The organism is Sphingopyxis granuli, assembly GCF_001559015.1.
In the GTDB taxonomy this organism is placed as follows: domain Bacteria; phylum Pseudomonadota; class Alphaproteobacteria; order Sphingomonadales; family Sphingomonadaceae; genus Sphingopyxis; species Sphingopyxis granuli.
The window spans coordinates 2135194-2158417 of record NZ_CP012199.1 but is presented as its reverse complement, the minus strand read 5'-3'; the positions used below and the strand labels follow the sequence as shown (position 1 = coordinate 2158417).

Annotated in this window: 20 protein-coding genes; 10 read left to right on the top strand and 10 right to left on the bottom strand. The window is 68.1% G+C overall.

Annotation, left to right across the window (positions count from 1 at the left end):
• Position 1 precedes the first annotated feature (1 nt).
• Genes SGRAN_RS09965 through SGRAN_RS09955 form a run of 3 tightly spaced genes read left to right on the top strand, consistent with a single transcriptional unit; the run spans position 2 to position 2659 of the window.
• On the top strand, positions 2-1108 hold the full coding sequence (locus SGRAN_RS09965) for an alpha/beta fold hydrolase (protein WP_067183166.1): 1107 nt from the start codon (positions 2-4) through the stop codon (positions 1106-1108).
• On the top strand, positions 1105-1455 hold the full coding sequence (locus SGRAN_RS09960) for a DMT family protein (RefSeq protein WP_067183163.1): 351 nt from the start codon (positions 1105-1107) through the stop codon (positions 1453-1455). Before SGRAN_RS09965 ends, SGRAN_RS09960 begins: the two co-directional genes overlap by 4 nt.
• A gap of 16 nt (positions 1456-1471) precedes the next feature.
• Complete coding sequence (locus SGRAN_RS09955; RefSeq protein ID WP_067183160.1) at positions 1472-2659, top strand: carboxynorspermidine decarboxylase; 1188 nt, start codon at positions 1472-1474, stop codon at positions 2657-2659.
• A gap of 6 nt (positions 2660-2665) precedes the next feature.
• Here the strand turns inward: SGRAN_RS09955 and SGRAN_RS09950 are convergent, their stop codons facing one another.
• Together SGRAN_RS09950 and SGRAN_RS09945 are read right to left on the bottom strand one after the other, a co-directional pair.
• On the bottom strand, positions 2666-4423 hold the full coding sequence (locus SGRAN_RS09950) for a hypothetical protein (RefSeq protein ID WP_148650854.1): 1758 nt from the start codon (positions 4421-4423) through the stop codon (positions 2666-2668).
• Positions 4420-5184, bottom strand: a complete 765-nt coding sequence (locus tag SGRAN_RS09945; protein WP_067183156.1) for a GNAT family N-acetyltransferase — start codon at positions 5182-5184, stop codon at positions 4420-4422. Before SGRAN_RS09945 ends, SGRAN_RS09950 begins: the two co-directional genes overlap by 4 nt.
• Before the next feature lie 190 nt (positions 5185-5374).
• Here SGRAN_RS09945 and SGRAN_RS09940 point away from each other — a divergent pair, with 190 nt between their 5' ends.
• From SGRAN_RS09940 to SGRAN_RS09920, 5 genes are all read left to right on the top strand, one after another.
• Positions 5375-6565, top strand: coding sequence for a type III PLP-dependent enzyme (locus SGRAN_RS09940; protein ID WP_067183152.1), 1191 nt, complete (start codon positions 5375-5377; stop codon positions 6563-6565).
• Between the two features lie 305 nt (positions 6566-6870).
• Positions 6871-8220 carry an NADP-specific glutamate dehydrogenase gene (gene gdhA / locus SGRAN_RS09935; RefSeq protein WP_067183149.1) on the top strand — a complete coding sequence of 450 codons (1350 nt, stop codon included), beginning with the start codon at positions 6871-6873 and terminating at the stop codon, positions 8218-8220.
• A gap of 20 nt (positions 8221-8240) precedes the next feature.
• Positions 8241-9401 carry a CaiB/BaiF CoA transferase family protein gene (locus SGRAN_RS09930; RefSeq protein WP_067183146.1) on the top strand — a complete coding sequence of 387 codons (1161 nt, stop codon included), beginning with the start codon at positions 8241-8243 and terminating at the stop codon, positions 9399-9401.
• Between the two features lie 92 nt (positions 9402-9493).
• Positions 9494-9925, top strand: a complete 432-nt coding sequence (locus SGRAN_RS09925; protein WP_067183143.1) for an MAPEG family protein — start codon at positions 9494-9496, stop codon at positions 9923-9925.
• A 12-nt stretch (positions 9926-9937) separates the two neighbouring features.
• A complete protein-coding gene (locus tag SGRAN_RS09920) occupies positions 9938-10372 on the top strand; it encodes an MAPEG family protein (RefSeq protein ID WP_067183140.1) in 435 nt (144 codons plus the stop codon).
• A 34-nt stretch (positions 10373-10406) separates the two neighbouring features.
• Here the strand turns inward: SGRAN_RS09920 and SGRAN_RS09915 are convergent, their stop codons facing one another.
• The 8 genes from SGRAN_RS09915 to SGRAN_RS09880 form a co-directional block, all read right to left on the bottom strand.
• A complete protein-coding gene (locus tag SGRAN_RS09915) occupies positions 10407-11606 on the bottom strand; it encodes a class I SAM-dependent RNA methyltransferase (RefSeq protein WP_067183137.1) in 1200 nt (399 codons plus the stop codon).
• Complete coding sequence (locus SGRAN_RS09910; RefSeq protein WP_311880698.1) at positions 11603-13021, bottom strand: NAD(P)H-hydrate epimerase; 1419 nt, start codon at positions 13019-13021, stop codon at positions 11603-11605. Before SGRAN_RS09910 ends, SGRAN_RS09915 begins: the two co-directional genes overlap by 4 nt.
• A gap of 238 nt (positions 13022-13259) precedes the next feature.
• Entirely contained in the window at positions 13260-13646 is a 387-nt protein-coding gene (locus SGRAN_RS09905; RefSeq protein ID WP_067183134.1) for a hypothetical protein, read from the bottom strand.
• Positions 13646-15502 carry a dihydroxy-acid dehydratase gene (gene ilvD / locus SGRAN_RS09900; protein WP_067183132.1) on the bottom strand — a complete coding sequence of 619 codons (1857 nt, stop codon included), beginning with the start codon at positions 15500-15502 and terminating at the stop codon, positions 13646-13648. Before ilvD ends, SGRAN_RS09905 begins: the two co-directional genes overlap by 1 nt.
• A gap of 20 nt (positions 15503-15522) precedes the next feature.
• On the bottom strand, positions 15523-16293 hold the full coding sequence (locus SGRAN_RS09895) for an N-formylglutamate amidohydrolase (RefSeq protein ID WP_067187018.1): 771 nt from the start codon (positions 16291-16293) through the stop codon (positions 15523-15525).
• Positions 16290-17138, bottom strand: coding sequence for a 4-(cytidine 5'-diphospho)-2-C-methyl-D-erythritol kinase (locus SGRAN_RS09890; RefSeq protein WP_067183129.1), 849 nt, complete (start codon positions 17136-17138; stop codon positions 16290-16292). The genes SGRAN_RS09895 and SGRAN_RS09890 overlap by 4 nt, the downstream gene beginning before the upstream one ends.
• Positions 17138-18784 (bottom strand): tetratricopeptide repeat protein, encoded by a 1647-nt coding sequence (locus SGRAN_RS09885; protein WP_237234002.1) that lies wholly within the window; start codon positions 18782-18784, stop codon positions 17138-17140. Before SGRAN_RS09885 ends, SGRAN_RS09890 begins: the two co-directional genes overlap by 1 nt.
• Positions 18785-18797: 13 nt before the next feature.
• On the bottom strand, positions 18798-20453 hold the full coding sequence (locus tag SGRAN_RS09880) for an electron transfer flavoprotein-ubiquinone oxidoreductase (protein WP_067187017.1): 1656 nt from the start codon (positions 20451-20453) through the stop codon (positions 18798-18800).
• Between the two features lie 119 nt (positions 20454-20572).
• On the opposite strand from SGRAN_RS09880, the gene SGRAN_RS09875 reads away from it, so the two are divergent.
• Together SGRAN_RS09875 and SGRAN_RS09870 are read left to right on the top strand one after the other, a co-directional pair.
• The gene (locus tag SGRAN_RS09875) at positions 20573-21373 is read left to right on the top strand and encodes a uracil-DNA glycosylase family protein (protein WP_067183127.1); all 801 of its coding nucleotides are present in this window, start codon (positions 20573-20575) and stop codon (positions 21371-21373) included.
• A gap of 3 nt (positions 21374-21376) precedes the next feature.
• Positions 21377-23158, top strand: a complete 1782-nt coding sequence (locus tag SGRAN_RS09870) for a lytic transglycosylase domain-containing protein (RefSeq protein ID WP_067183124.1) — start codon at positions 21377-21379, stop codon at positions 23156-23158.
• Positions 23159-23224: the final 66 nt, after the last annotated feature.

Sequence of the window (23224 nt, the reverse complement as noted above, 5' to 3'; positions counted from 1 at the left end):
CATGATGAAGTCGCTGCTGGGATTCGTCGCGGCAGCCTTTGCCGCCCTCCTCGTCACCGCACCGGCGCAGGCGCAGGGCGACGACGCCTATGCGCCCGCGCGCGCGATCGTCGCCGACCTCAACCGGATCGTGACGCCGAACGGCGTGCAGGAGACCTTCATCGCGACGCTCGGCGGCGCGAAGCAGGTGGTGAACGTGCGCGGTGCGGACCGCGGCAATCCGATCCTGCTTTTCGTCCACGGCGGTCCGGGCGCGGTCGAGATGCCCTTCGCCTGGGCCTTCCAGCGGCCGTGGGAGGACGTCTTCACGGTCGTCCAGTACGATCAGCGCGGCGCCGGACGCTCCTATCCTCTGAACGATCCCGCGACGCTGGCGCCGACGATGACGCTCGACCGCTATCGCGACGACGCGATCGAACTGATCGAATTGCTGCAGAAGCGCTACGGCCAGCGCAAGGTCGTGCTGATGGGGCATAGCTGGGGCTCGTTCGTCGGGCTCGCGGTCGCGCTCGAACGTCCCGACCTGCTCCACGCCTATGTCGGCGTCGGCCAGGGCATCGACTTTCGCGAGGGCGAAAAGGTGGGCATGGCGTGGACGCGCGCCAAAGCGCTCGCGGCGGGCGACCGCGCGGCGGTCGCGGCCATCGATGCGCTCGCCCCCTATCCTTCGTCGGGGCCGTTCACGATCGAACAGGCGGACGGCTGGCGCAAATATGCGATGCCCTATGGCTCGCTGCTCTACAATCGCCCACCCGCGACGACGCTCTATTTCGAGCAGCCGCGGCTGTCGCCCGAATATACGGAGGCCGACCGGCAGGCGTGGGGCAAGGGCAGCGCGTTCACGGTCACGACCTTGTGGCCACGGCTCGCCGATGTCAGCTTCGCGCGGACGCAGGCGCTCGACATTCCGATCGTCTTCCTGCTCGGGCGCCACGACTATACCGTCCCGTCGCCCGTCGCGGCTGCCTGGTTCGCAAAGGCCCGGGCGCCGTCGAAGACACTCGTCTGGTTCGAGCATTCGGCGCATATGCCGATGGTCGAGGAGCCGGGGCTCTTTTTCGCCGCGCTGCTCCGCGACGTTCTGCCGCTGACCGAGGACCGTCCATGACCGCCTATCTGCTGCCGATCGGCCTGCTGTTCGCCTCGAACATCTTCATGACCTTTGCCTGGTACGGCCACCTCGGCGACCTGTCGCGTCCGGTGTGGCTCGCGGTGCTGCTGGCGTGGGGCATCGCCTTCTTCGAATATTGCCTGGCGGTGCCGGCGAACCGCATCGGCCATTCGGTCTATTCGACCGCCGAGTTGAAGACGATGCAGGAGGTGATCACGCTGATCGTCTTCGCCGGATTCGCGACCTTCTGGCTTGGCGAAAAGCTCAGCTACAACCATCTGGTCGGCTTCGCCCTTATCGCGGCCGGCGCCTTCTTCATCTTCAGGGGGCCGATCGCGGCCTGACAGGATCGATTGCATCATGGAAACCAGAGCCGGCGACCCCGGAGCCTTTGCCCGCTTCGACCTCAGCCGCGTCCCGACGCCCGCCTTCGTCGTCGACGCGGCGAAGGTCCGCGCCAACCTGACGGTGCTGCGCCATATCGGCGACGCGTCGGGCGCGCGCGTGCTCGCCGCGCTCAAGGCCTTTTCGATGTGGTCGCTCGGACCGCTCGTCGCCGAATATCTCGACGGCGTCTGCGCCTCCGGCCTCTACGAGGCGAAGCTGGGGCGCGAGGAATATGCCGCCCCCGGCAAGCACAGCGAGGTCGCGACCTATTGCGCCGGCTACAAGGAGAGCGAGCTGCCCGAGATCGCGCGGCTCTCCGACCATCTGATCTTCAATTCGCCGGGACAGATCGCGCGCTTCCGCCCGCTGCTCGACCGCCTGCGCGCGGAGGGCGAGCAGTTCGACATCGGCCTGCGCATCAACCCGATGCACAGCGAGGGCGAGGTGGCGAAATATGATCCGGCGGCGCCGTGCAGCCGGCTCGGCTTCCCGGTCAGCCAGCTTTTGCCCGAGCATATGCAGGGGGTCGACGGCATCCACATGCACACGCTGTGCGAGCAGGATTTTCCGCCGCTCGAACGGACATGGGCGGCGGTGCAGCCGATGCTGCATCCCTTCGTCCGCCAGCTCCGCTGGATCAATTTCGGCGGCGGGCACCATGTCACACGCGCCGACTATCAGATCGACGACCTGATCGCCTTCCTGAAGCAGGTGCGCGCGGCGACCGACTGCGACGTGATGATCGAGCCCGGCGAAGCGGTCGCGCTCGATGCCGGAATCCTCGTCGGCGAGATTCTCGACCTGTTCGACAATGGCATGCCGATCGGCATCACCGACGTCAGCGCCACCTGTCACATGCCCGACGTGATCGAGGCGCCCTATCGCCCGGCGATGCTGGGCGAGGATACCGGCGGCGCCGTGGTGCGGCTCGGCGGTCCCTCGTGCCTCGCCGGCGACGTAATCGGCGACTATCGCCTGCCCGGCGGCGCGCGCATCGGCGGGCGCTTCGCCTTCCTCGACCAGGCGCATTATTCGATGGTCAAGACCAACAGCTTCAACGGCGTCCCCCTGCCCTCGATCTGGCTATGGGACAGCGAGACCGACGAACTGAAGGAAATCCGCCGCTTCGGCTATGAGGATTTCAGGACGCGCCTCGGCTGAGCCCGCCTATCCCGCTCGGTCGCGCGGCCGCAGCAGCCGCGTCGCGCCTTGCCAGACGCGGCGCGGAAACGCCGTGACTTCGGAGGGGAAGGACAGCAGCAGCAGCACGAGCAGCAGCAGGACGAACGCCGCCTGCCCCAGCAATTCCATCCGGAAGATGCTGACCAGCCCGCTGGTCAACTGGTCGTAGAAATTGATGAGCCCGAGCAGGGTGATGAACATCACCATGCGCCCGGTCCGCGCGCTGTTGTAGGCGCCGTTGACCGCATGCATGTCCTCGACCAGCCCCTCGATGCGGTCGATCATCCGGTGCGCCCGCTCGTAACGGTCGCGATTGCCCATCCCCGCCTCGACCGCCGCCAGCGCCTCGCGTTCCTTTTCATAGCGGAACAGATGGCTCGACTGGTTGATCGAATAGCGCCGGAACAGGTCGAAGCGCGCCTCCAGATTGCGGCGCAATTCGCGGATCGGCGAGCGCCAGGGCAAGGTGATGGCACGGACGGCCTGCGCCAGCGGGCGCAGCGGCTCTGCGATCAGTTCGGCTTCGTCATTGCCATAGATGAGGACGTCGATCGCCTCCTCGATCTCGGTCACCATCAGTTCGTCATGCACGGCGACGAGCCACATCAGCGTCAGATAGGGGCAGTTGCCGAGCGCGAGTCGCGCATCGTGCATCGAGCGCGAATCCTCGCTGATCTCGATATGATAGCGCGGGTGCGCATAGTTGAAGAAGCTTTCGCCGCGGATCGCCGGACGCGTCGAATCATACAGTTCGGCCGGGTCCTGAAAGGGGAAATCGACCACCGATTGCAGCACGCCCGACAGCGCCAGAAAGGGCAGGAGTTCGTCCGGATTTTCCGCCGGATAGTGCGGCTGCGCACCCGCCAGGCACGCCGCGCGCCGCGCCGCCAGCTCCGCCGCCGCCTCGCGCGCCTCGTCGGTCAGCGCAAAATCCTCCTGCAACGCGTCCGAAAAGGAGGCGATGCCGAGCAGCCGTTCGTCCTCGATCGAAATCAACAGGTTGCGCACCGCGCGCGGACCGACCTCGAAGGGCGGCTTCAGCCCCAGCGTCCGTTGCAGATAGCGGCGCAGCCCATTGTGCGTCGCGCTGTCGTCGGCGGCGAGCATCGCGAGGCGCGCCGTCGCCATATCGGTCAACGAAACAGGCGATTCGCCGTCGAGAGCGAAACGCCATCCCTTGATCACCTGCTGATCCGGTTTCGCCGCCGCGAGCCGCTGCATTGCGATCAGCGTATATTCGTCGACCCCCTTGCCGCTGCCGTCGGCCTCGGGAAACATGCTGAAGCAATAGAAAAGCCGCCCGCTTTCGAACAGGCAGAAGGCGTCGCGATAGCGTAGCGCGATCGTCTTCGCGCCGCCGCAGGCGCTCACCATCTCCATCGTGCGCCCCTCGGAACGGTATCGCCACTGGGCGGGGCAATGAAGCGTCAGGCGGCGGCGGTCATCCTCGATCTTTTCGGGCTGGGCCAGGAAGATCAGAGGCCGGCCGCCGCGGCCCGGCCCGCCGTTGGTCACATCATCCAGATAGGAACGGACAGGCTCGACCAGCGCATCATAGGCCGGGAAGCGCGAATCGGATTCGTCTTCCGGTTCGATCGCACGGTGGATCGATTCGAGGCGGAAAGCCGCCGGATGGCCGCTTTCGCCGATCCGCACCGGCAGTTCGAACAGAAAGGTCAGCGCGAAATCGGCGATGTCGGGGAACACCGGGCATTCGGCGTAACGCGGCATTACCACCGTCATCCCTTCGCCCTCGGAAGCGGCAGCAGGTGCAGGATATCGCGCGTCTCCAGCGCCGCCATCATGCCCGCCGTGTCGGCATGCGCCGTCAGGTCGGCGCCGAGCGCCGCCGCCAGTTCGCGCAGGAAGGCCGCGACCTGCGGCGCGCGCAGGCTGTCCCGCACCTCACCGTCGCGCAGGAAACACATCAGGTGCAGCCGATAGGGCGGCAGTTCGGGGCGCAGCGGTGGCATCACATAATCGAAATCGAGCATCCGCGCGCCGAGCCCCGCGAGCCTTTTCTGCCGAAGGTCGGTCTCGCCCCGCTCGGCATCGTCATGCGCGTCCTGATAGCGTTCGGTCTCCGCCAGCATCGGCGTCGCGGCGTCGGCGGTCCGGTCGAGCCAGGCACGCGCCGCGGCGATCAGGCGGCGCCCGATTCCCTTGCCGCGCGCGCCCTCCGCGACCGCGATATAGGTGAGCAGACCGATCCGGGCAGTGCGATAATATTCAATCGTCACGCCCGCCACCGGATGGTCCTCCGGGTCGAGCAGCAGCACGACCTCGATTCGCGGCTGCGGCGGAGGCGGCGGCTCGGCGGCGTCGAGCAGATCGACCCAATAGCGCGGGTCCTCGCGGATCACCGCATCGGGGAAAGCGGGAATATAAACGTCACGGGCATAAGCCTCCATCAGCGCGTGGCGGCGCGCCGCCGTTTCGCGCGACAGTTCGACCGCCCGCAATTCCGGCGGCGCTCCCTTCGCCTGCGTCGAACCTTCCGTCACGGCGTCTACCCCGCTTCCTTCGCTAAACCGCATAGCGTTACTGCGGGCCGCCCTGTCGCATGGCAAGCCGGATTCGCTCTTTACATGGGGGTCCCCCGACCATATATGCGCCCTCCGCTGCCCCATGGGGACTTCCAATAACCGCAAGGCAGCTCTTGTCGTTTAACTTATTTTTTGGGGGTCCCTTGAGTTGCACCAGCATCATAGCGCCCACGGGCTGATTCAGGCACTTTCGCCGATCGAACCTGTCACGCTTGTCCGCCCGCACGCCGCGCGGCGTGCGGCACGGTTTTTCATCGAGCGATTTCCCGGCACGACCATGTATGCGGTCAAGGCGAATCCGTCGCCCGACCTGCTGCGCCTGCTGTGGGATTCGGGTGTCACCCACTATGACGTCGCCTCGATCGCCGAGGTGCGGCTGGTGGCGCGCACCCTGCCGCGGGCGACGCTCTGCTTCATGCACCCGGTGAAGGCCGAGGAAGCGATCGCCGAAGCCTATTGGCAGCACGGCGTCCGCACCTTCTCGCTCGACACGATGGAAGAGCTTGAGAAGATCGTCCGCGCGACCCGAAACGCGGCCGACCTCAACCTGCTCGTGCGCCTGCGCGTATCGTCCGACCATTCGAAGCTGAGCCTCGCCGCCAAGTTCGGCGCCGAGCCCGACGAGGTCGCCGAACTGCTGATGGCGACCCGCCAGGCCGCCGACGCGCTCGGCATCTGCTTCCATGTCGGCAGCCAGGCGATGACCCCGCACGCCTATGCGCAGGCGATGGAGCGCGTCCGCGCCGCGATCGTCGCGGCGTCGGTCACCGTCGACATCGTCGATGTCGGCGGCGGCTTCCCGTCGAGCTATCCCGGCATGGAGCCGCCCCCGCTCGATGCCTATTTCGACACGATCCACCGCAGCTTCGAAAGCCTGCCGATCAGCTATTCGGCCGAACTGTGGTGCGAGCCCGGTCGCGCGCTGTCCGCCGAATACAGCTCGCTGATCGTGCGGGTCGAAAAGCGCCGCGGCGACGAGCTCTACATCAACGATGGCGCCTATGGCGCGCTGTTCGACGCCGCGCATGTCGGCTGGCGCTTTCCGGTCACGCTGCTGCGCGATGCGGCGAGCGAGGAACTGGCGGCGTTCAGCTTCTATGGGCCGACCTGCGACGACCTCGACCATATGGCGGGCCCCTTCTACCTGCCGGCCGACGTCAAGCCGGGCGATTTCATCGAGATCGGCATGCTCGGCGCCTATGGCTGCGCGATGCGGACGAAGTTCAACGGTTTCGGAGCCGAGGAAATCCACGTCGTCAGCGACGAGCCGATGACTAGCCTCTACACCGGCGAAGTCGAACCCGAACGCCGCACGGCAACGGTGACGAAGCTGTTCTGATCGCTTTGCCGCGCCGATAGTTGCAGGGCCGGTTCGCCAATGTGCGAGCCGGCCCTTTTCTTTTGGCACTGCCGGAGTTCGATGGAATGGCGGGCTGACCCCGTCATTGCGAGCGTAGCGAAGCAATCCAGAGTGATTAAGCCCACTACGGATTGCCGCGCGGTTCCGCGGTTCGCGGGTGAAGCGCCATCGTCGATGGCTTCCCCGACCTCCACCCTTCCGTCCCTTCGCGGCACAAGCGAAGCTTGCGACATCGGCTCGCATGGTCCACAGGCACGTTCGATTCATGCTGTCGGGAGGTTCTTTTGAGCAAGATTGATGAAAAGTTGCAGCCGGTTCTTGATGAAGTATTACGCCGCAACGCGGGGGAAGCCGAGTTTCACCAGGCGGTTCACGAAGTATTGGAAAGCCTAGGGCGCGTCGTCGCGAAACATCCCGACTATGCCGACCACGCGCTGATCGAACGCATCTGCGAACCCGAGCGGCAGATCATCTTTCGCGTTCCGTGGATCGACGATGACGGCCAGGTCCAGATCAACCGCGGCTTTCGCGTCCAGTTCAATTCGGCGCTCGGCCCCTACAAGGGCGGCATCCGCTTTCACCCGTCGGTCAATCTCGGCATCATCAAGTTTCTGGGCTTCGAACAGATTTTCAAGAACGCGCTGACCGGCATGCCGATCGGCGGCGGCAAGGGCGGTTCGGACTTCAACCCGCGCGGCCGCTCGGATCGGGAGATCATGCGCTTCTGCCAGGCCTTCATGCTCGAACTGCACCGTCACCTCGGCGAATATACCGACGTTCCCGCAGGCGACATCGGCGTCGGCGGGCGCGAGATCGGCTATATGTTCGGCCAGTACAAGCGGCTGACCAACCGATACGAAGCCGGCGTCCTGACCGGCAAGGGGCTCGCCTATGGCGGGTCGCGCGCGCGGACCGAAGCGACGGGCTTCGGCCTCGTCTATTTCGTCCAGCAGATGCTCGCGACCAAGGGCCAGTCGCTCGACGGCAAGCGCGTCGTCGTGTCGGGGTCGGGCAATGTCGCCATCTACGCGATCGACAAGATCCGCCAGTTCGGGGGAACCGTCGTCGCCTGCTCCGATTCGAACGGCTATATCGTCGACGAAGAGGGGATCGACCTCGCCCTGCTACGCGAGATCAAGGAGGTCCGCCGCGCCCGCCTGTCGACCTATGTCGAGCTCAAGGGGCCGGGCGCCCGCTATATCGAGGGCGGATCGATCTGGGACGTCCCGTGCCAGATCGCCCTGCCCTGCGCGACGCAGAACGAACTGACCGGCAAGGACGCGACGACGCTGATCAAGAACGGCGTCGAGGTGGTCGGCGAAGGCGCCAACATGCCCTCCACCCCCGATGCGGTCGACCTGTTCCACGGTCAGGGCGTGATGTTCGCGCCGGGCAAGGCGGCCAATGCCGGCGGCGTCGCGACCTCCGCGCTCGAAATGCAGCAGAACGCCTCGCGCGACAGCTGGAGCTTCGAGCAGACCGAGGCGCGCCTCGCGCAGATCATGCGCGGCATCCACGACGATTGCGCCGCGACCGCCGACGAATATAGCGCCCCCGGCAATTATGTGCTGGGCGCCAACATCGCCGGCTTCGTGCGCGTGGCGGAGGCGATGAGCGCGCTGGGCGTCGTCTGATCGGCGCAAAGGGGGCGAAGATGGCCATGCTCGAGGGAATCCGGATCGTCGATCTGACGACCGTCATCTTCGGCCCCTATGCGACGCAGATGCTCGCCGACCTCGGCGCCGAGGTGATCAAGGTCGAAACGCCGGGGCTCGGCGACGTGTCGCGCTATCTGGGCACCGGCAAGCCCGATCCGACGATGGGGTCGATCCACCTTACGGTGAACCGCGGCAAGCGCTCGATCGCGCTCGACCTCAAGCAGGCGGAGGACGCCGCGGTGCTGACGGATATCATCGCGACCGCCGACGTCTTCTTCCACAATATCCGTGGCAAGGCGATCGCGCGGCTCGGCTTCGATTACGAAAGCTGCAAGGCGATCAAGCCCGACATCATCTATGTCCACGGCACCGGGTTCGGGCAGGACGGCCCCTATGCCGACCTTCAGGCCTATGACGACGTCATCCAGGCCGCGAGCGGGACCACCAGCCTGCTGCCGCGCGTCGACGGCAATCCGCGCCCGCGCTATATCCCGTCGCTGATCGCCGACAAGGTCGCGGGGCAGTTCGGCGCGCAGGCCATCCTCGCCGCGCTGGTCCACAAGCTGCGGACCGGCGAGGGCCAGCATGTCGAAGTGCCGATGTTCGAATGCTTCACTGCCTTCATGCTGACCGAGCATCTGCGCGACGCGACGCTCGACCCGCCGATCGGCCCGGCGGGCTATCCGCGCCAGCTCGACCCCGCGCGCCAGCCCTTCCCGACCGCCGACGGCCATCTCGCCATCGTCCCTTATACGCCCGCATCGACCGCGCGGCTGATGGAACTGCTCGGCGGCGAAGATCTGCTCGCCAGCCCCGAATATGCGGCCGCGAAGGCCGCGGGCACGCAGATGACGCTGATCTACGAAGAGATCGCGCGGCGGACGCCGGCAAAGACCACCGCCGAATGGCTCGCCATCTTTGCCGAGAATGCGATCCCGGCGATGGCCGCGCACGACCTGGAAGAGGTGCGCGACGATCCGCATCTGACCGCGACCGGCTTTTTCCGCCGCCGCGAGCATCCCGAGGCGGGCGGCTTCGTCGAGATGCGGCCGCCAGTGAAATATGGCGCCGCGCGGGCGGGCGAACTGGGGTTCGCGCCGCGGATCGACCAGGATGGAGAAGCGATCCGCGCCGAGGCCGCGGCGCGCAGGGGCTGATGCGCGCTCCCCATTGCATCTCGCGCCGCATGCCCTAGCATCGCGCCCCGGACGGCCGGGCCGTGACCCGCCGCCGGGGAAGGGGAAATGCGATGCCAGGAAATCTGTTGGCGGCCGGCGCGGTGCTCGTGCTGTGGACGCTCGTCATGCTGCTGTGGACCGCGACGACGCGCTTTTCGGCGCTGGCCAAGGCCGGCGTCGACCTCAAGACCGCGCCGCCGGGCGGGCGCGGGGTCGATCTGGAGGGCGTGCTGCCGCCCGAAACCAATTGGAAATCCCACAATTACACGCACCTGCTCGAACAGCCGACGCTCTTCTATGCGGTGATCGTCTTCCTGCACCTGTCGGGCGGCGACACCGCGCTGACGCAGGGTTTCGCCTGGGCCTATGTCGTGCTGCGCATCGTCCACAGCCTGTGGCAGGCGACGGTGAACCGCGTCCCGGTGCGCTTCACCATCTTCGCGCTGTCGACGCTGTGCCTGCTGGCGCTGTCGGTGCTCGCCGTCATCGCGACGCTGGGTTGAGGGGGAAAAACCATGGATACGAACGCGATACTGGGACCCGTCGCGACGCTCGCGCTGTGGTCGATGGTCATGTGGGTGTGGATGTACGCGACGCGCATCCCCGCGATGAGCCGCGCGAAGATCGACGCCGCGAAGATGGTCGGCGGAACCGGCAAGAATCTCGACGAGGTGCTGCCCGCAGAGGTGCAGTGGAAGGCGCACAACTACAACCACCTGATGGAGCAGCCGACGGTCTTCTATGCCGTCGCGCTGGCGCTCGCGGTCGGCGGCCTGGGCGGCGGGCTCAACGCGCAGCTCGCCTGGGCCTATGTCGGATTGCGCATCCTCCACAGCCTGATCCAGGCGACGGTGAACCGGGTGATGTGGCGCTTCGCCGTCTTTTCGCTCGCCAGCCTCGTGCTGATCGCGCTCGGCATCCACGCCTTCATCGGGTTCGTGGTGCATTGAGAAACGTCGTCCTCGCGAAAGCGGGGGCGACGATCTATCGCGAGAAGCGCGCCGCCAGTTCGACGTGGGTGGACCAGCGGAACTGGCCGACCGGCTGCACCCAGTCGAGGCGATAGCCGCCCGCGACGAGCCGCTTCGCGTCGCGCGCGAAGCTGGCCGGATTGCAGCTGACATAGGCGATCGCGGGCACGGTGGACGCCGCGAGCTGCTTCACCTGCTCCTCCGCTCCGGCGCGCGGCGGGTCGAGGATCACCGCGCCGAAGCGGTTCAGCTCGGCCGGGATCAGCGGACGGCGGAACAGGTCGCGGTGCTCGGTCGCGACCAGCGCTCGCGCGCGGTTCGCCGCGCCGGTCAGCGCGAGCAGCGCGTCGCGCGCGCCCTCCGCGGCATAGAGCTTGCGCTCCGCCTGCACCGACAGCGCAAAGGTGCCGATGCCCGCGAACAGATCGGCCACCGCGCCCGCCTCGCCGATCGCTTCGCGCACCGCCGCGACCAGCGCCGCCTCGCCCGCCGCCGTCGCCTGCAGGAAGGCGAAGGGCGGTACCTCGACCGCGATCGCACCGAAGCGCATCGTCGGCGGCTCGGGCTGCCAGACCGTCTCGACCCCGTCGCCCTGGTCGATCGCGAGCCGCGCCAGCCGATGCGCTGCGGCGAAATCCTGCAACGCCATCGCCGCATCGAGCCCCTCGGCGCGCACGCCCTCCAGCAGCACCTCGGCGCCCTGATCGAGTCTTTGCAGCTTGACCTTCACCGGCCGGCGCTGCGGCGCGATCGTTTCGAGCAGCCGGCGCAGCGGCTGGACGAGCGCGAACAGCTCCGGCAACAGCAGCGGGCATTCGCGCATGTCGACGATCTGGCTGCTCTGCGCGGCATTGAAGCCGATGGCCACTCGCCTGCCCGCCCGCAGCGCGGTCAGCGCCGCGCGGCGGCGGCTGTGCGGCGGCGACAGAAGCGCGGGTCGGATGGCATCCGCCGTCACCTGCTGCGCCGCGAGCGCCCCCGCCACCCGGTCGCCGACATAGGCGAGAAGCGCGTCCTCGGCGACATGCTGGAGCTGGCAGCCGCCGCATTGGCCGAAATGGCGGCAGACCGGATCGGCGCGATGCGGGCCGGGCACCAACGCGCCGTCAGCCGCGACACGGTCGCCCGGCACGCCGCCGGCGACATGGCGGCCGTCCCCCGTCACGCCGTCGCCGCGCGCGGCGATGCGCACGATCAGATTGTCATCGGTCATTTCGCAGTCTTCACCAGGTCATCCGCAACAAGGCCGCGGCCTATAGAGCGCGCCCGCGCGATATGCCAGCCGACCGCCGCGACCGCCGCGTCGAACGCATCGCCGCCGCGCGCCAGCATCGCGCCGCACACCCCCGCGAGCACATCGCCCGTTCCCGCCGTCGCAAGCCACGGGCTGCCCGGCCACGCCGCCACGACGCGCCCGTCGGGGGCGGCGATGACGGTGTCAGCGCCCTTGTAGATCACTACCGCTTGCGCCCGCCGCGCCGCCGCCAGCGCGCGTTCGATCTTGCTGCCCCGCAAATCCGGAAAGGCGCGCGCGAACTCGCCTTCGTGCGGCGTCAGGATCGCCGCCGCCGTGCCCTTGCCAAGACGGGGCAGCGCAGCGCCGATCGCCGCGGCATCGAGCACCAGCGGCTTGCCGGCGTCCAGTACCTCCCCGACTGCCGCCGCGAGGGCATCGCCCGCCGGAAAGCCGGGACCGACGACGATGGCGCCGACGCGCGGATCGTCCAGCCGCGCACGGAACGCCGCGGGCGCTTCGGCGATGATCGCCGACAGCGGCGCAGGCCCGCCATCTTCGAGCACCACATAGCCCGCCCCCGCGCGCAGCGCCGCCGCGGCCGAAAGCCCGGCGGCGCCCTTCATCGGCCCGGCGCGGACCAGCACCATGCCGCGGCTGAACTTGTGCGCGTCGGCGGTCGGCGTCTCCGGCGGCAGGGGCGGCAGCGTCCGCATCCGCCGCTCCGCATCGATCCCGATCGGCGCCAGCAGCACGCGTCCGCAGGCCGGTGCGGTCGGCAACAGCAGGTGCGCGGGCTTGAGCGCGCCGAGCGCCAGCGTCACGGCGGCGGGAAGCGGCGGCAGCCAGTCCTGCAAGCCGTCGCTCTCGATCCCGCTCGGCACGTCGACGGCCAGCACGCGCCGGCCTGCGAAGCGGCGCAGCATCGCGGACCATTCGTCCGACAGCGGCCGCGTCAGTCCGACGCCGAACAAGGCGTCGACGATCAGCGGCGCCGGCGCGGTGTCGGGCGCGAACGCCTCGACCGGCCCGTCCCACGCGGCGCGCGCCGCCCTGGCCAGATCGGTGGCCGGCGGCGCCAGCGCGGCGACCCGTACCTTCGCGCCGCGCGCCTTCAACAGGCGCGCCGCGACATAGCCGTCGCCGCCATTGTTGCCGGGGCCGCACAGGATCAGGACCGGCGCGCCCGCCGCCATCCGCCACGCGACATCGGCCACCGCCGCCCCCGCGCGCTCCATCAGTTCGGACAAGGATACGCCCGCCGCCGCGCACGCGGCCTCGGCGGCGCGCATCGCGTCGGCGGTCAGGATCGGGGCATCGGCTGGCACGGTCATCCGCCGGTCCCACGCCTGTGGGGATTTGGATTTCGACGCATTGCCCCATCCCTTCGTCATGCTGAACTCGTTTCAGCATCCATGACCGGGCCTTTCCTTTTGCACCGCCTTCATTCGAGGACGGGCCATGGACCCTGAAACAAGTTCAGGGTGACGAAAGGCTAAACGGAGCGGACGCCCGAAACCCCACGGGCATAAACCGGATGCCATGGGGTGGAAACGCTTCAATTCCATTCTTGTCGAGCGAAGCCGAGCCACCCCGGTCATCGTCTGCGGGCGGTGCAGACGCAAAGGATGATTATTGCGCCCCGCTCGTATTGGCCGGCAGGCGATAGCGGTCGCCGCCGACCGTCACCTCGATCATCCCGTCGCCGACGATCGCCACCTTCGCGGGCTCTGCGCCGTCGGCCGATACGACGCCGCGCCCGTCGGTGGTGATCTGGAGCCGCCGATAGCCGATATCCTGTTTCCCGACGACGAGGATCGCGCCATCGGCGCCGCTCATCTCGGTCACGGTGCAGGTGCGGTCGAACAGCTTCGCGCCCTCGAGCGCGCACTCGATGCGGCCGTCGGCGGCGGCGGTCTTCGCCCCCCGCGCCTCGGCTTCCGCCAGCGTGCCGTTGTCGGGCGCGCCGTTACAGCCCGCGAGCAGCAGCACCGCGCCGATAGCCCCCAGCCGTCTCATCACCGCCCCCTGAGCTGCGACAGGTCGCGCACCGCGCCCCGCGCCGCGCTCGTCGCCATCGCCGCATAGGCTTGCAGCGCGACCGAGACCTTGCGCGGACGCGGCTTGGCGGGTTGCCAGGCCGCGTCGCCCTTCGCCTCCATCGCCGCGCGGCGCGCCGCCAGCTCGGATTCGGGGATCGCGAGGATGATCGTGCGGCCCGGAATGTCGATCTCGATCCGGTCGCCGTCCTCGACGAGGCCGATCGCCCCGCCCTCGGCCGCCTCGGGCGAGACATGGCCGATCGACAGGCCCGACGTGCCGCCCGAGAAGCGCCCGTCGGTGATCAGCGCGCAGGCGGCGCCGAGCCCCTTCGATTTGAGGTAGCTGGTCGGATAGAGCATTTCCTGCATCCCCGGTCCGCCTTTCGGCCCCTCGTAGCGGATGACGACGACGTCGCCCGCCTCGACCTGCCCGGTCAGGATGCCTGCGACCGCCGCGTCCTGGCTTTCATAGACCTTGGCGGGCCCCGCGAATTTCAGGATCGAATCGTCGACCCCAGCGGTCTTCACGATGCAGCCGTCGCGCGCGATGTTGCCCGACAGCACCGCCAGCCCGCCGTCCTCGCTGAAGGCATGCTCGGCCGAACGGATCACGCCGTTTTCGCGGTCTAGGTCGAGCGATTCCCAGCGTCGGTCCTGACTGAACGCCGTCTGCGTCGGCACCCCGCCGGGGGCGGCCATGAAGAAGGTCCGCACCGCCGGGTCGTTCGTCCGCCCGATGTCCCACTGGCTGAGCGCATCGCCCAGCGTGGCGCTGTGCACCGTCGGCAGATGCGCGTGGAGCAGCCCCGCCCGTTCCAGTTCGCCCAGGATCGCCATGATCCCGCCGGCGCGGTGGACGTCCTCCATATGGACGTCGGCCTTCGCCGGGGCGACCTTCGACAGGCAGGGAACGCGGCGCGACAGCCGGTCGATGTCGGCCATGGTGAAATCGACTTCCGCTTCGTGCGCGGCGGCGAGCAGGTGGAGCACCGTGTTGGTCGAACCGCCCATCGCGATGTCGAGGCTCATCGCATTCTCGAACGCCTCGAAGGTCGCGATATTGCGCGGCAGCACGCTGGCGTCGTCCTCCTCATAATAGCGGCGGCACATCTCCACCGCGATGCGTCCCGCGCGGAGGAACAGCGCCTTGCGGTCGGCATGCGTCGCCAGCGTCGATCCATTGCCCGGCAGCGACAGGCCCAGCGCCTCGGTCAGGCAGTTCATCGAATTGGCGGTGAACATGCCCGAACAGCTTCCGCACGTCGGGCACGCCGACTGCTCGATCGCCGTGACTTCGGCGTCGCTATACTGCTCGTCGGTGGCGGCGACGATCGCATCGACAAGATCGAGCGCGACCTCCTTGCCCTTGAGCACGACCTTGCCCGCTTCCATCGGCCCGCCCGAGACGAAGACGACCGGGATGTTGATGCGCAGCGCCGCCATCAGCATGCCGGGGGTGATCTTGTCGCAGTTCGAAATGCACACCATCGCGTCGGCGCAATGGGCGTTGACCATATATTCGACGCTGTCGGCGATCAGGTCGCGGCTCGGCAACGAATAGAGCATGCCGTCGTGCCCCATCGCGATGCCATCATCGACCGCTATGGTATTGAATTCCTTGGCGACGCCGCCCGCCGCCTCGATCTCGCGCGCGACCATCTGGCCCAGGTCCTTCAGGTGGACATGGCCCGGCACGAACTGGGTGAAGCTGTTGACGACCGCGATGATCGGCTTGCCGAAATCGCTGTCCTTCATGCCGGTCGCACGCCACAGGCCGCGCGCGCCCGCCATGTTGCGCCCGTGAGTGGTGGTTCGTGAACGATAAGAAGGCATGAAGAGGATTCCTGATAATATTATTTCGCGAATGAGCGGATAGAAGCGCCTCTACACGCCTCTTCGGCCAGTTTCAACGACGCTTTCCGAACCATGTGCGCGAGCCGGTCGGCAAACAGCGCCTGCCCGGCAGCGTCGGCGACCAGATCCTGCCGCATCTCGATGCCGATATAGGGGATGCCGTTCGCTTCGGCATGGCGGTTCATCGTCGCGTTGAGCAGCTTGCCCGAATAGGGAAGCTGGTCGCCGACGGTCAGCCCTTCCTCGCGCAGCGCCGCGATCGCCAGCGGCGCCAGCCGGTCGTCGTCATTGTAGAGCACGCCGACGTGCCACGGCCGCCGCTGCGCGGGGTCGCTCGCCAGTTCGGGGGTGAAGCTGTGCAGCGAAACGATCATCGCCGGGCGCGCCGCCGCGATCGTCGTGGCGATATGGTCGTGATAGGGACGAAAGAAGCGCGCGATCCGCGCCGCGCGGTCCGCCTCGCCCAGCGCGTTGCCTGGAATCGCATGGCCGTCGCTGGCGATCGGGATCAGGCCCGGCGCGCGCTCGTCGCGGTTGCAGTCGATCACCAGCCGCGACACGCCGCCGAGGATCGCGGCATCGACCGCGCCGCCGGCGACCAGGCGCCCGGCCACCTCGGCGACGCCGATGTCGATCGCGATATGGGTGCTCAGCAGCGCGGGATCGATGCCGAGGTCGATGTCCGCGGGCACGTGCGCGGAGGCATGATCACCGATCAGCAGCACGCCGCCGGCACGCGGGCGGCCCAGGTCGCGCCAAGCCTCGATCACCGCAAAGCTCCCGCCATCTGCCACCAGCCGGGGCGCCGATCCTTCAGGTGGCGCGCGGCGGCATCGCGTTCGGCGGGCGCATCGAACAGGGCAAAGCAGGTCGCGCCAGACCCCGACATCCGCGCCAGCCACGGACGCAGGCCGCCAAGTTCGGTGAGCACGTCGGCGACCGCCGGGCATTGCGCGATCGCCGAGCGCTGCAGGTCGTTGCGCGCCGCGAAAAGCTGCGCGCGCAGGTCGGCGCCGGTGAACAGCGGCCCGCGATCGACCCCGTCCCACGCCGCGAAGACCGGTCCGGTCGCCACCGGCTGGCGCGGATTGACGAGCAGCACCGGCGTGCCCGACAGCGCCAGTTCGGGCGCCGGGCTCAGTTCGCTGCCCGTCCCGACGCCAAGGCAGGTCTCGCTCGCGACGCAGGCGGCGACATCGGCGCCGAGCGGGCTCACCAGCCTTGCCAGCGCAGCATTGCCGACCTCGGGCAGGAAATGGCGTCGCACCAGCCGGGCGAGCGCGGCGGCGTCGGCCGAACCGCCGCCGATCCCCGCCGCGACGGGCAGCACCTTGGTCAGCCGCAGCGCCAGCGGCGGCACCCGCTCCGCGCCGTGGCGCGCGCGCAGCAGCGCCAGCGCGCGCCGGACCAGATTGTCCTCGCCCGTGCTCAGCCCCTCGGCAAACTCGCCGTCGAGGATCAGCGAATCGCTGTCCGCCGCTTCCGCGATCAGCACATCCCCTGCATCGACAAAGGCGAACAATGTCTCGATGGCATGATAGCCGTCGGCGCGGCGGGCGCGGACATGCAGCGCCAGATTGATCTTCGCCCAGCCGGTTTCGCGCATTTCCGCCATCACGGCGCCATTGTCGCCGGCGTCAATCCGTCGCGCAGCTTCGCCTCCAGCCGCGTCGCCATGTCGGCGTCGGCGATCAGTGCCGCGGCGCGCCAGACATAGCGCGCGGAGAAACGCTGCCCCGCCTGCCAATAGGCATCGCCCAGATGCTCGACGATCACCGGATTTTCGGGTTCGCCGCGCTGCGCCGCTTCGAGCAGCGGCACCGCCTCGGCGATCCGGCCGGTCAGCACATAGGCCCAGCCGAGCGAATCGGTGATGCTGGGATTCTGCGGTTCCGCCTTCCACGCCGCCTCGATCTGCGCAAGCGACGCATCGATGTTCCGCCGCCGTTCGAGCGCCGAATAGCCGGCGAAGTTGAGGATGGTCGGATCGCCCGGACGCAGTGCGACCGCCCGGTCGAGCATCGGTTGCGCCTCGTCCCACTCTCCCTTCTGCAACAACAGATCGGCACGCGCGATCAGGATGGTGGCATGCAGCGCGCGATCCTCCTCGCTGTCACCGAGATCGGCCTCGAGCCGCGCATAAGCACGCTCGGCCGCAGTGCCATCGTCGGACCGCCGCGCAATGTCGGCAAAGCGCACGAGCAGGCTGCGTGACGCCGGCGCCTGCGCGGCGGCCGCCTCGGCAAGCGTTGTCGCGGCGCCCAGATCGCCGGCGTCGGCGAGCAGTTCGGCCTTGCGCATCGCAAGCGCCGGCGCACCGCGATCATCCGCGAGCAGTGCGAGCGCCGCTTGCCGCTGTCCGTCACGGTCGAGCGCCTCGACCAGCGCCGAGCGCACCGTCGGATCGCTGTCGTCGAGCCACCACGCGCTGCGCGCGATCATCAGCGGAAGGCGCGAGTTGCCCACCGGTGCGCGCGCAAATCCATCGGCGAGCAGGGCCAGCCAATGCGCGATCCCGCCGCGCGGCGTCGACACCGGCCGGTCCGAGAGCAGCAGCAGCGGGTCCTCGCGCCCGCCGGTCGCCAGCGCGATCCGGCCGCGCAGCCGCTTCGCCGCTTCGCCTTCGCCCGCCGCGTCGAGCGTCGCGGCAAGCCGCAGCGCGACAAGCTGGCTGGTGCGATCGGTCAGCATCGTCGCGTCAGCCAGCGCTACGGCGTCGGCGGGCCGCTTTGCCGCAAGTTGCACCAGCGCCGCCTCGAGGATGAAGGCGGGCTCGGGTCGCCCCCGGGCGCCCGCCGCGAGCAAAGGCCGCTCGGGCAGCTTGCCGCGCGCGCCGACCTCGATCCAGGCGCCGATCACGGGCAGCAGCAGCCGCGTCATCGGGTCGCCGCCAGTCTTGTCGCCGTCCACCCCGGCGAAGGTGCGCGCCGCGCGCCAGTCGGATCGCCGCACCGCGTCGACCGTCAACACCAGACGTGCATCGAAACGCCGCTCGCCGCCGGTCCATAGCTGCATCGCCGCACTGCGCGCCGCCGCCAGGTCGCCGCCCTGCATCGCCTGTTCGAGCATCCGCCCGCGCAGGCCGGGCAGGCCGGGCGCCCGGCTCGCCACATCGGTCAGCGCCGTCAGCGCGGCGCGTGGATCGCCCGCCTCTTCCGCAAGGCGCGCACGCGCCAGCGCATTCAGCACCTCGCGTCCGCTCTCGGTCGCCTGCGCGGGCGCAGCCGCCGTGAAGGCCGCGAGCAGCGCGGCCCCCGTCATCAGGCCGACAGACTTACATATTCGGATAATTGGGGCCTCCGCCACCTTCGGGAGTGACCCAATTGATGTTCTGGGTCGGGTCCTTGATGTCGCATGTCTTGCAATGGACGCAATTCTGCGCGTTGATCACGAACTTCGGGTCGCCCTCGTCCTGTCCCACCACCTCATAGACCCCGGCGGGGCAATAACGCTGCGCCGGCTCGTCATACAGCGGCAGATTATATTCGATCGGGATCGACGGGTCCTTGAGCTGGAGGTGGATCGGCTGATCCTCCTCATGATTGGTGTTCGACAGGAACACCGACGACAGCCGGTCGAAAGTCAGCACGCCGTCAGGCTTCGGGTAATCGGGCTTCGGCATCTGGTCGGCGCGATAGAGCGTCGTATTGTCCGGATGATGCTTCATGGTGAAGGGCACGCGGATGCCGAAATTCTCCAGCCACATCGTCATGCCCGCCAGCATCGTGCCGGCGAGGTCGCCGAACTTCTCGACCAGCGGCAGCACGTTGCGGACGACGCCGAGTTCCTTCTTCACCCAGCTTTCGTCATAGGCGTCCTGATAGGCGGTCAGGACATCGCCCTCGCGCCCTGCCGCGACGGCGGCAAAGGCCGCTTCCGCCGCCATCATGCCCGACTTCATCGCCGTGTGCGTGCCCTTGATGCGCGGCACGTTCAGGAAACCCGCGGTGTCGCCGATCAGCGCGCCGCCCGGGAAGGTGAGTTTCGGCACCGACTGCCAGCCCCCGTCGCTGATCGCGCGCGCGCCATAGGAAACGCGCTTGCCCCCCTTCAGTATCTCCGCGATCGCGGGGTGCATCTTCCACTTCTGCATCTCCTGGAAGGGGGAGATGTGCGGATTGCGATAGTTGAGCCAGGTCACGAAGCCCAATGCGACCTGCCCGTTCGCCTGATGATAGAGGAACCCGCCGCCGTTGGCGTTCTCATCGAGCGGCCAGCCCTGCGTGTGGATGACGCGCCCCGGCGCGTGCTTGGCGGGTTCGATGTCCCACAGTTCCTTGACCCCGATGCCATACACCTGCGGCTCGCATTCGGCGTCAAGCGCGAATTGCGGCTTCAATATCTTGGTCAGATGGCCGCGCACGCCCTCGGCGAAGAAAGTGTATTTGGCGTGGAGTTCGAGCCCCGGGGCATAGTCGGGCTTGTGGCTGCCGTCGCGTGCAACGCCCATGTCGCCGGTCGCGACGCCCTTCACCGACCCGTCGTCGTTGTAGAGGATTTCGGCGGCGGGAAAGCCCGGAAAGATTTCGACCCCCAGCCCTTCCGCCTGCTCGGCCAGCCAGCGGCAGAGGTTGCCGAGGCTGCCGGTATAGGTGCCCTTGTTGTGCATAAAGCCCGGCGTGATGATGTGCGGGACAGAGAATTTCTTCTTCTTCGTCAGCACCCAATGCTGGTTGTCGTTCACCGGCACCTCGGCGAGCGGACAGCCCTGATCGCGCCAGTCGGGCAATAGCTCGTCGAGTGATTTCGGATCGATCACCGCACCCGACAGGATATGCGCGCCGACTTCCGATCCCTTTTCGAGGACACACACCGACAATTCGCTGCCAGCCTCGTTCGCCAGCTGCTTGAGGCGGATCGCCGCCGAAAGCCCCGCAGGCCCCGCGCCGACGATCACGACGTCATAGGGCATCGATTCCCGTTCGCTCACCGCAATCACCTTTCTGCCGTCCCTGCGCGGATCATTCATCGCGTCCCGCGCTCATTCTGTCACGAATTGCGATGCCTTCCAATTGACGCGCCCGTCAACCTCCTGTTTCAAACATTTTCATGGGTGGGCGATATTCAGCCTTGCTGGCCGAAAGCTATTGCGACTGGTGGTCACTAGCCGGTGTGGACTCGCTCGTCGGCGAGGTTCCGGCCGGCTGGCTCGACGTGCCGGTGGCGAACGACGTCGCAGGCCAGACGGGCACGGCAAGGTCCGGCTCGGCACCGATGGCCGAACCCGAGCGCGTCGTCCTGCACGCCGCCCTTCAGCGCCAGGAGGACCCCGCCGCGCCGCAGGCGAAAACGCCCGCGGTGTTTCCCGGTGACTGGCAGGCATTCCAGACCTGGCTTTGCGAAGGCGAAGACGTTCCCGGCACCCAATGGGACGCGCGCCGCGTGCTGCCTGCCGGCAAGGCCGAGGCGCCGCTGATGCTGCTTACCGCGTGGCCGGAGATCGACGATCAGCGCGAAGGCATTCTCTTCGCCGATGAGGCAGGCAAGCTGCTCGACGCGATGCTGCGCGCGATCGGCCTTTCGCGCGCCGACTGCTATGTCGCGAGCCTCGCCGTCACGCGACCGCCCGGCGGACGCTGCGACGCACGCGACGCGGCGGAACTCGATCGGCTGCTCTGGCACCATCTGCGGCTCGCGAGGCCGCAGCGGCTGTTGCTGATCGGCGGCGACATCGTGCGAATGGCGGCGGGCATCGCCCTTCCCGACGCGCGCGGAAGGTTACTCGATATTAACCAAGATGGCGGCAAGGTGGAGGCGGTGGCAGTCGCACATCCCGCGACTCTGCTTGCCCGGCCGGTCCAGAAGGCGGCCGCCTGGGATAGCCTGAAACTGTTCAACCGGGGACGTTGACAGATGACCAGAACGATCACGGCGGTGACCGCCGCTCTCCTGTTTTCGATCGCCGCGGGCAGCGCGCCCGCACTCGCCGCGGACGCCGGTGCGCCCGAGATGACGGCGCCGCCGCAGACCGTGCCCGACATTCTCTCGTCGAAGCAGAAGGCCTTCTACAAGCAGGTTCTCGCCGCGATCCGCGGCCAGCGCTGGGCGGAGGCGAAGACGCTGCTCGACGGGGCCGACCAGGACGCGAAGGGTGCTCCGCTCAGCGATTTTCTGCGCGCCGAACTGCTGCTCGCGGCGGGCAGTCCGCGCGCTGAGGTCGCCGACATCATGCCACTGCTCGCACGAGCGCCATGGCTCCCGCAAGCCGACCGGCTCGGCCGTCTGGCGGCCAAGCGCGGCGCCACCGACCTGCCGACACTGCCGCCGCAAACGCGTCTCGCCTGGGCAGGCAGCGCGCCACGGCGCGTCGGCGCCGATTCGGTCAACGACCCGGTGGCCGCCAGCCTGGCGCGCACCATCCCCGACCGGATCAAGAATGACGACCCGGCGGGGGCCGAGGCGTTGCTCAACGCGGTGATCGACCAGCTCTCTCCCGACGCGCGCGCCGAATGGACGCAAAAGGTCGCCTGGTCCTATTATATCGAGAATGACGACGCGAACGCGCTGCGCCTCGCCCTGTCCTGCGCTTCGGGCCACAATGGCTGGGCGACGCAGGGCGCCTGGGTGCAGGGTCTGGCGGCATGGCGACTGCGCGACTATCGCACCGCGCTCGTCGCCTTCGATCGGGTCGGACGCGAAGCGCCCGACAGCGAACTGCGCGCCGCCGGCTATTACTGGGCCGCGCGCGCGGCGATCGCCAGCGGCGAGCCGGCGTCGGTGCAGCAACGCCTGCGCGCCGCCGCCGCCAACGAGGAAACGCTCTACGGTCTGCTCGCCGCCGAAACGCTGGGTATCGAGACGGGAAGCCAGCGCGAGAATGTCCGCGCCGACCGCAGCGCATGGCGCGCGCTGGAGGATCTGCCCAACGTCCGCATCGCGATGGCCTTTGCCGAGATCGACGAAGATCAATATGCCGGCGACGCGCTGAAACACCAAGCGCGCATCGGCAATCCCGGCCAGCACGGCCAGCTCATCGGCATGGCGCAGGCGCTCAGCCTGCCCGAAACCCAGCTTTATCTCGCGCACAACACCCCCGGCGGCCGCAAGCTCGCCGCCGCGGCGCGCTATCCGCAGCCCAAATGGGAGCCCAACGGCGGCTGGAAGGTCGATCCGGCACTCGTTTTTGCGCACACCCTCCAGGAATCGCGGTTCCAGCGCGCGGTGGTGAGCCCGGCGGGTGCTTATGGCCTGATGCAGGTGCTGCCCGGCACCGCGCGCGACGTCGCGCGCTGGCGCGGCGAGGCAGTGGCGACGACCGATCTGCGCATTCCCGCGGTGAACATGGATTTCGGCCAGAGCTATCTGCAATATCTGAGCCGCGACGCATCGACCGGTGGTCTGCTACCCAAGGTGATCGCCGCCTACAACGCCGGTCCCGCGCCCGTCGCGCGCTGGGCGACAGAGGTGCGCGACAATGGCGATCCGCTATTGTTCATGGAATCGATCCCCTATTGGGAAACGCGCGGTTATGTCGGCATCGTGCTGCGCAATTACTGGATGTACGAGGCGCAGCAGGGCAAACCGTCGGTCAGCCGCGCCGCGCTCGCGCAGGGCCAGTGGCCACGCTTTCCGGACGGCAAGGATCGGGTACGCCTGACCCATGCGGCCCCGACCGGCCTCGCCAGCGCCAATTGATCGCGCCCTGAATCTTTTCGACCCGGCCCCGCTGTCGCCTTGAGACAGCAAGAATGTTCTTTCTTT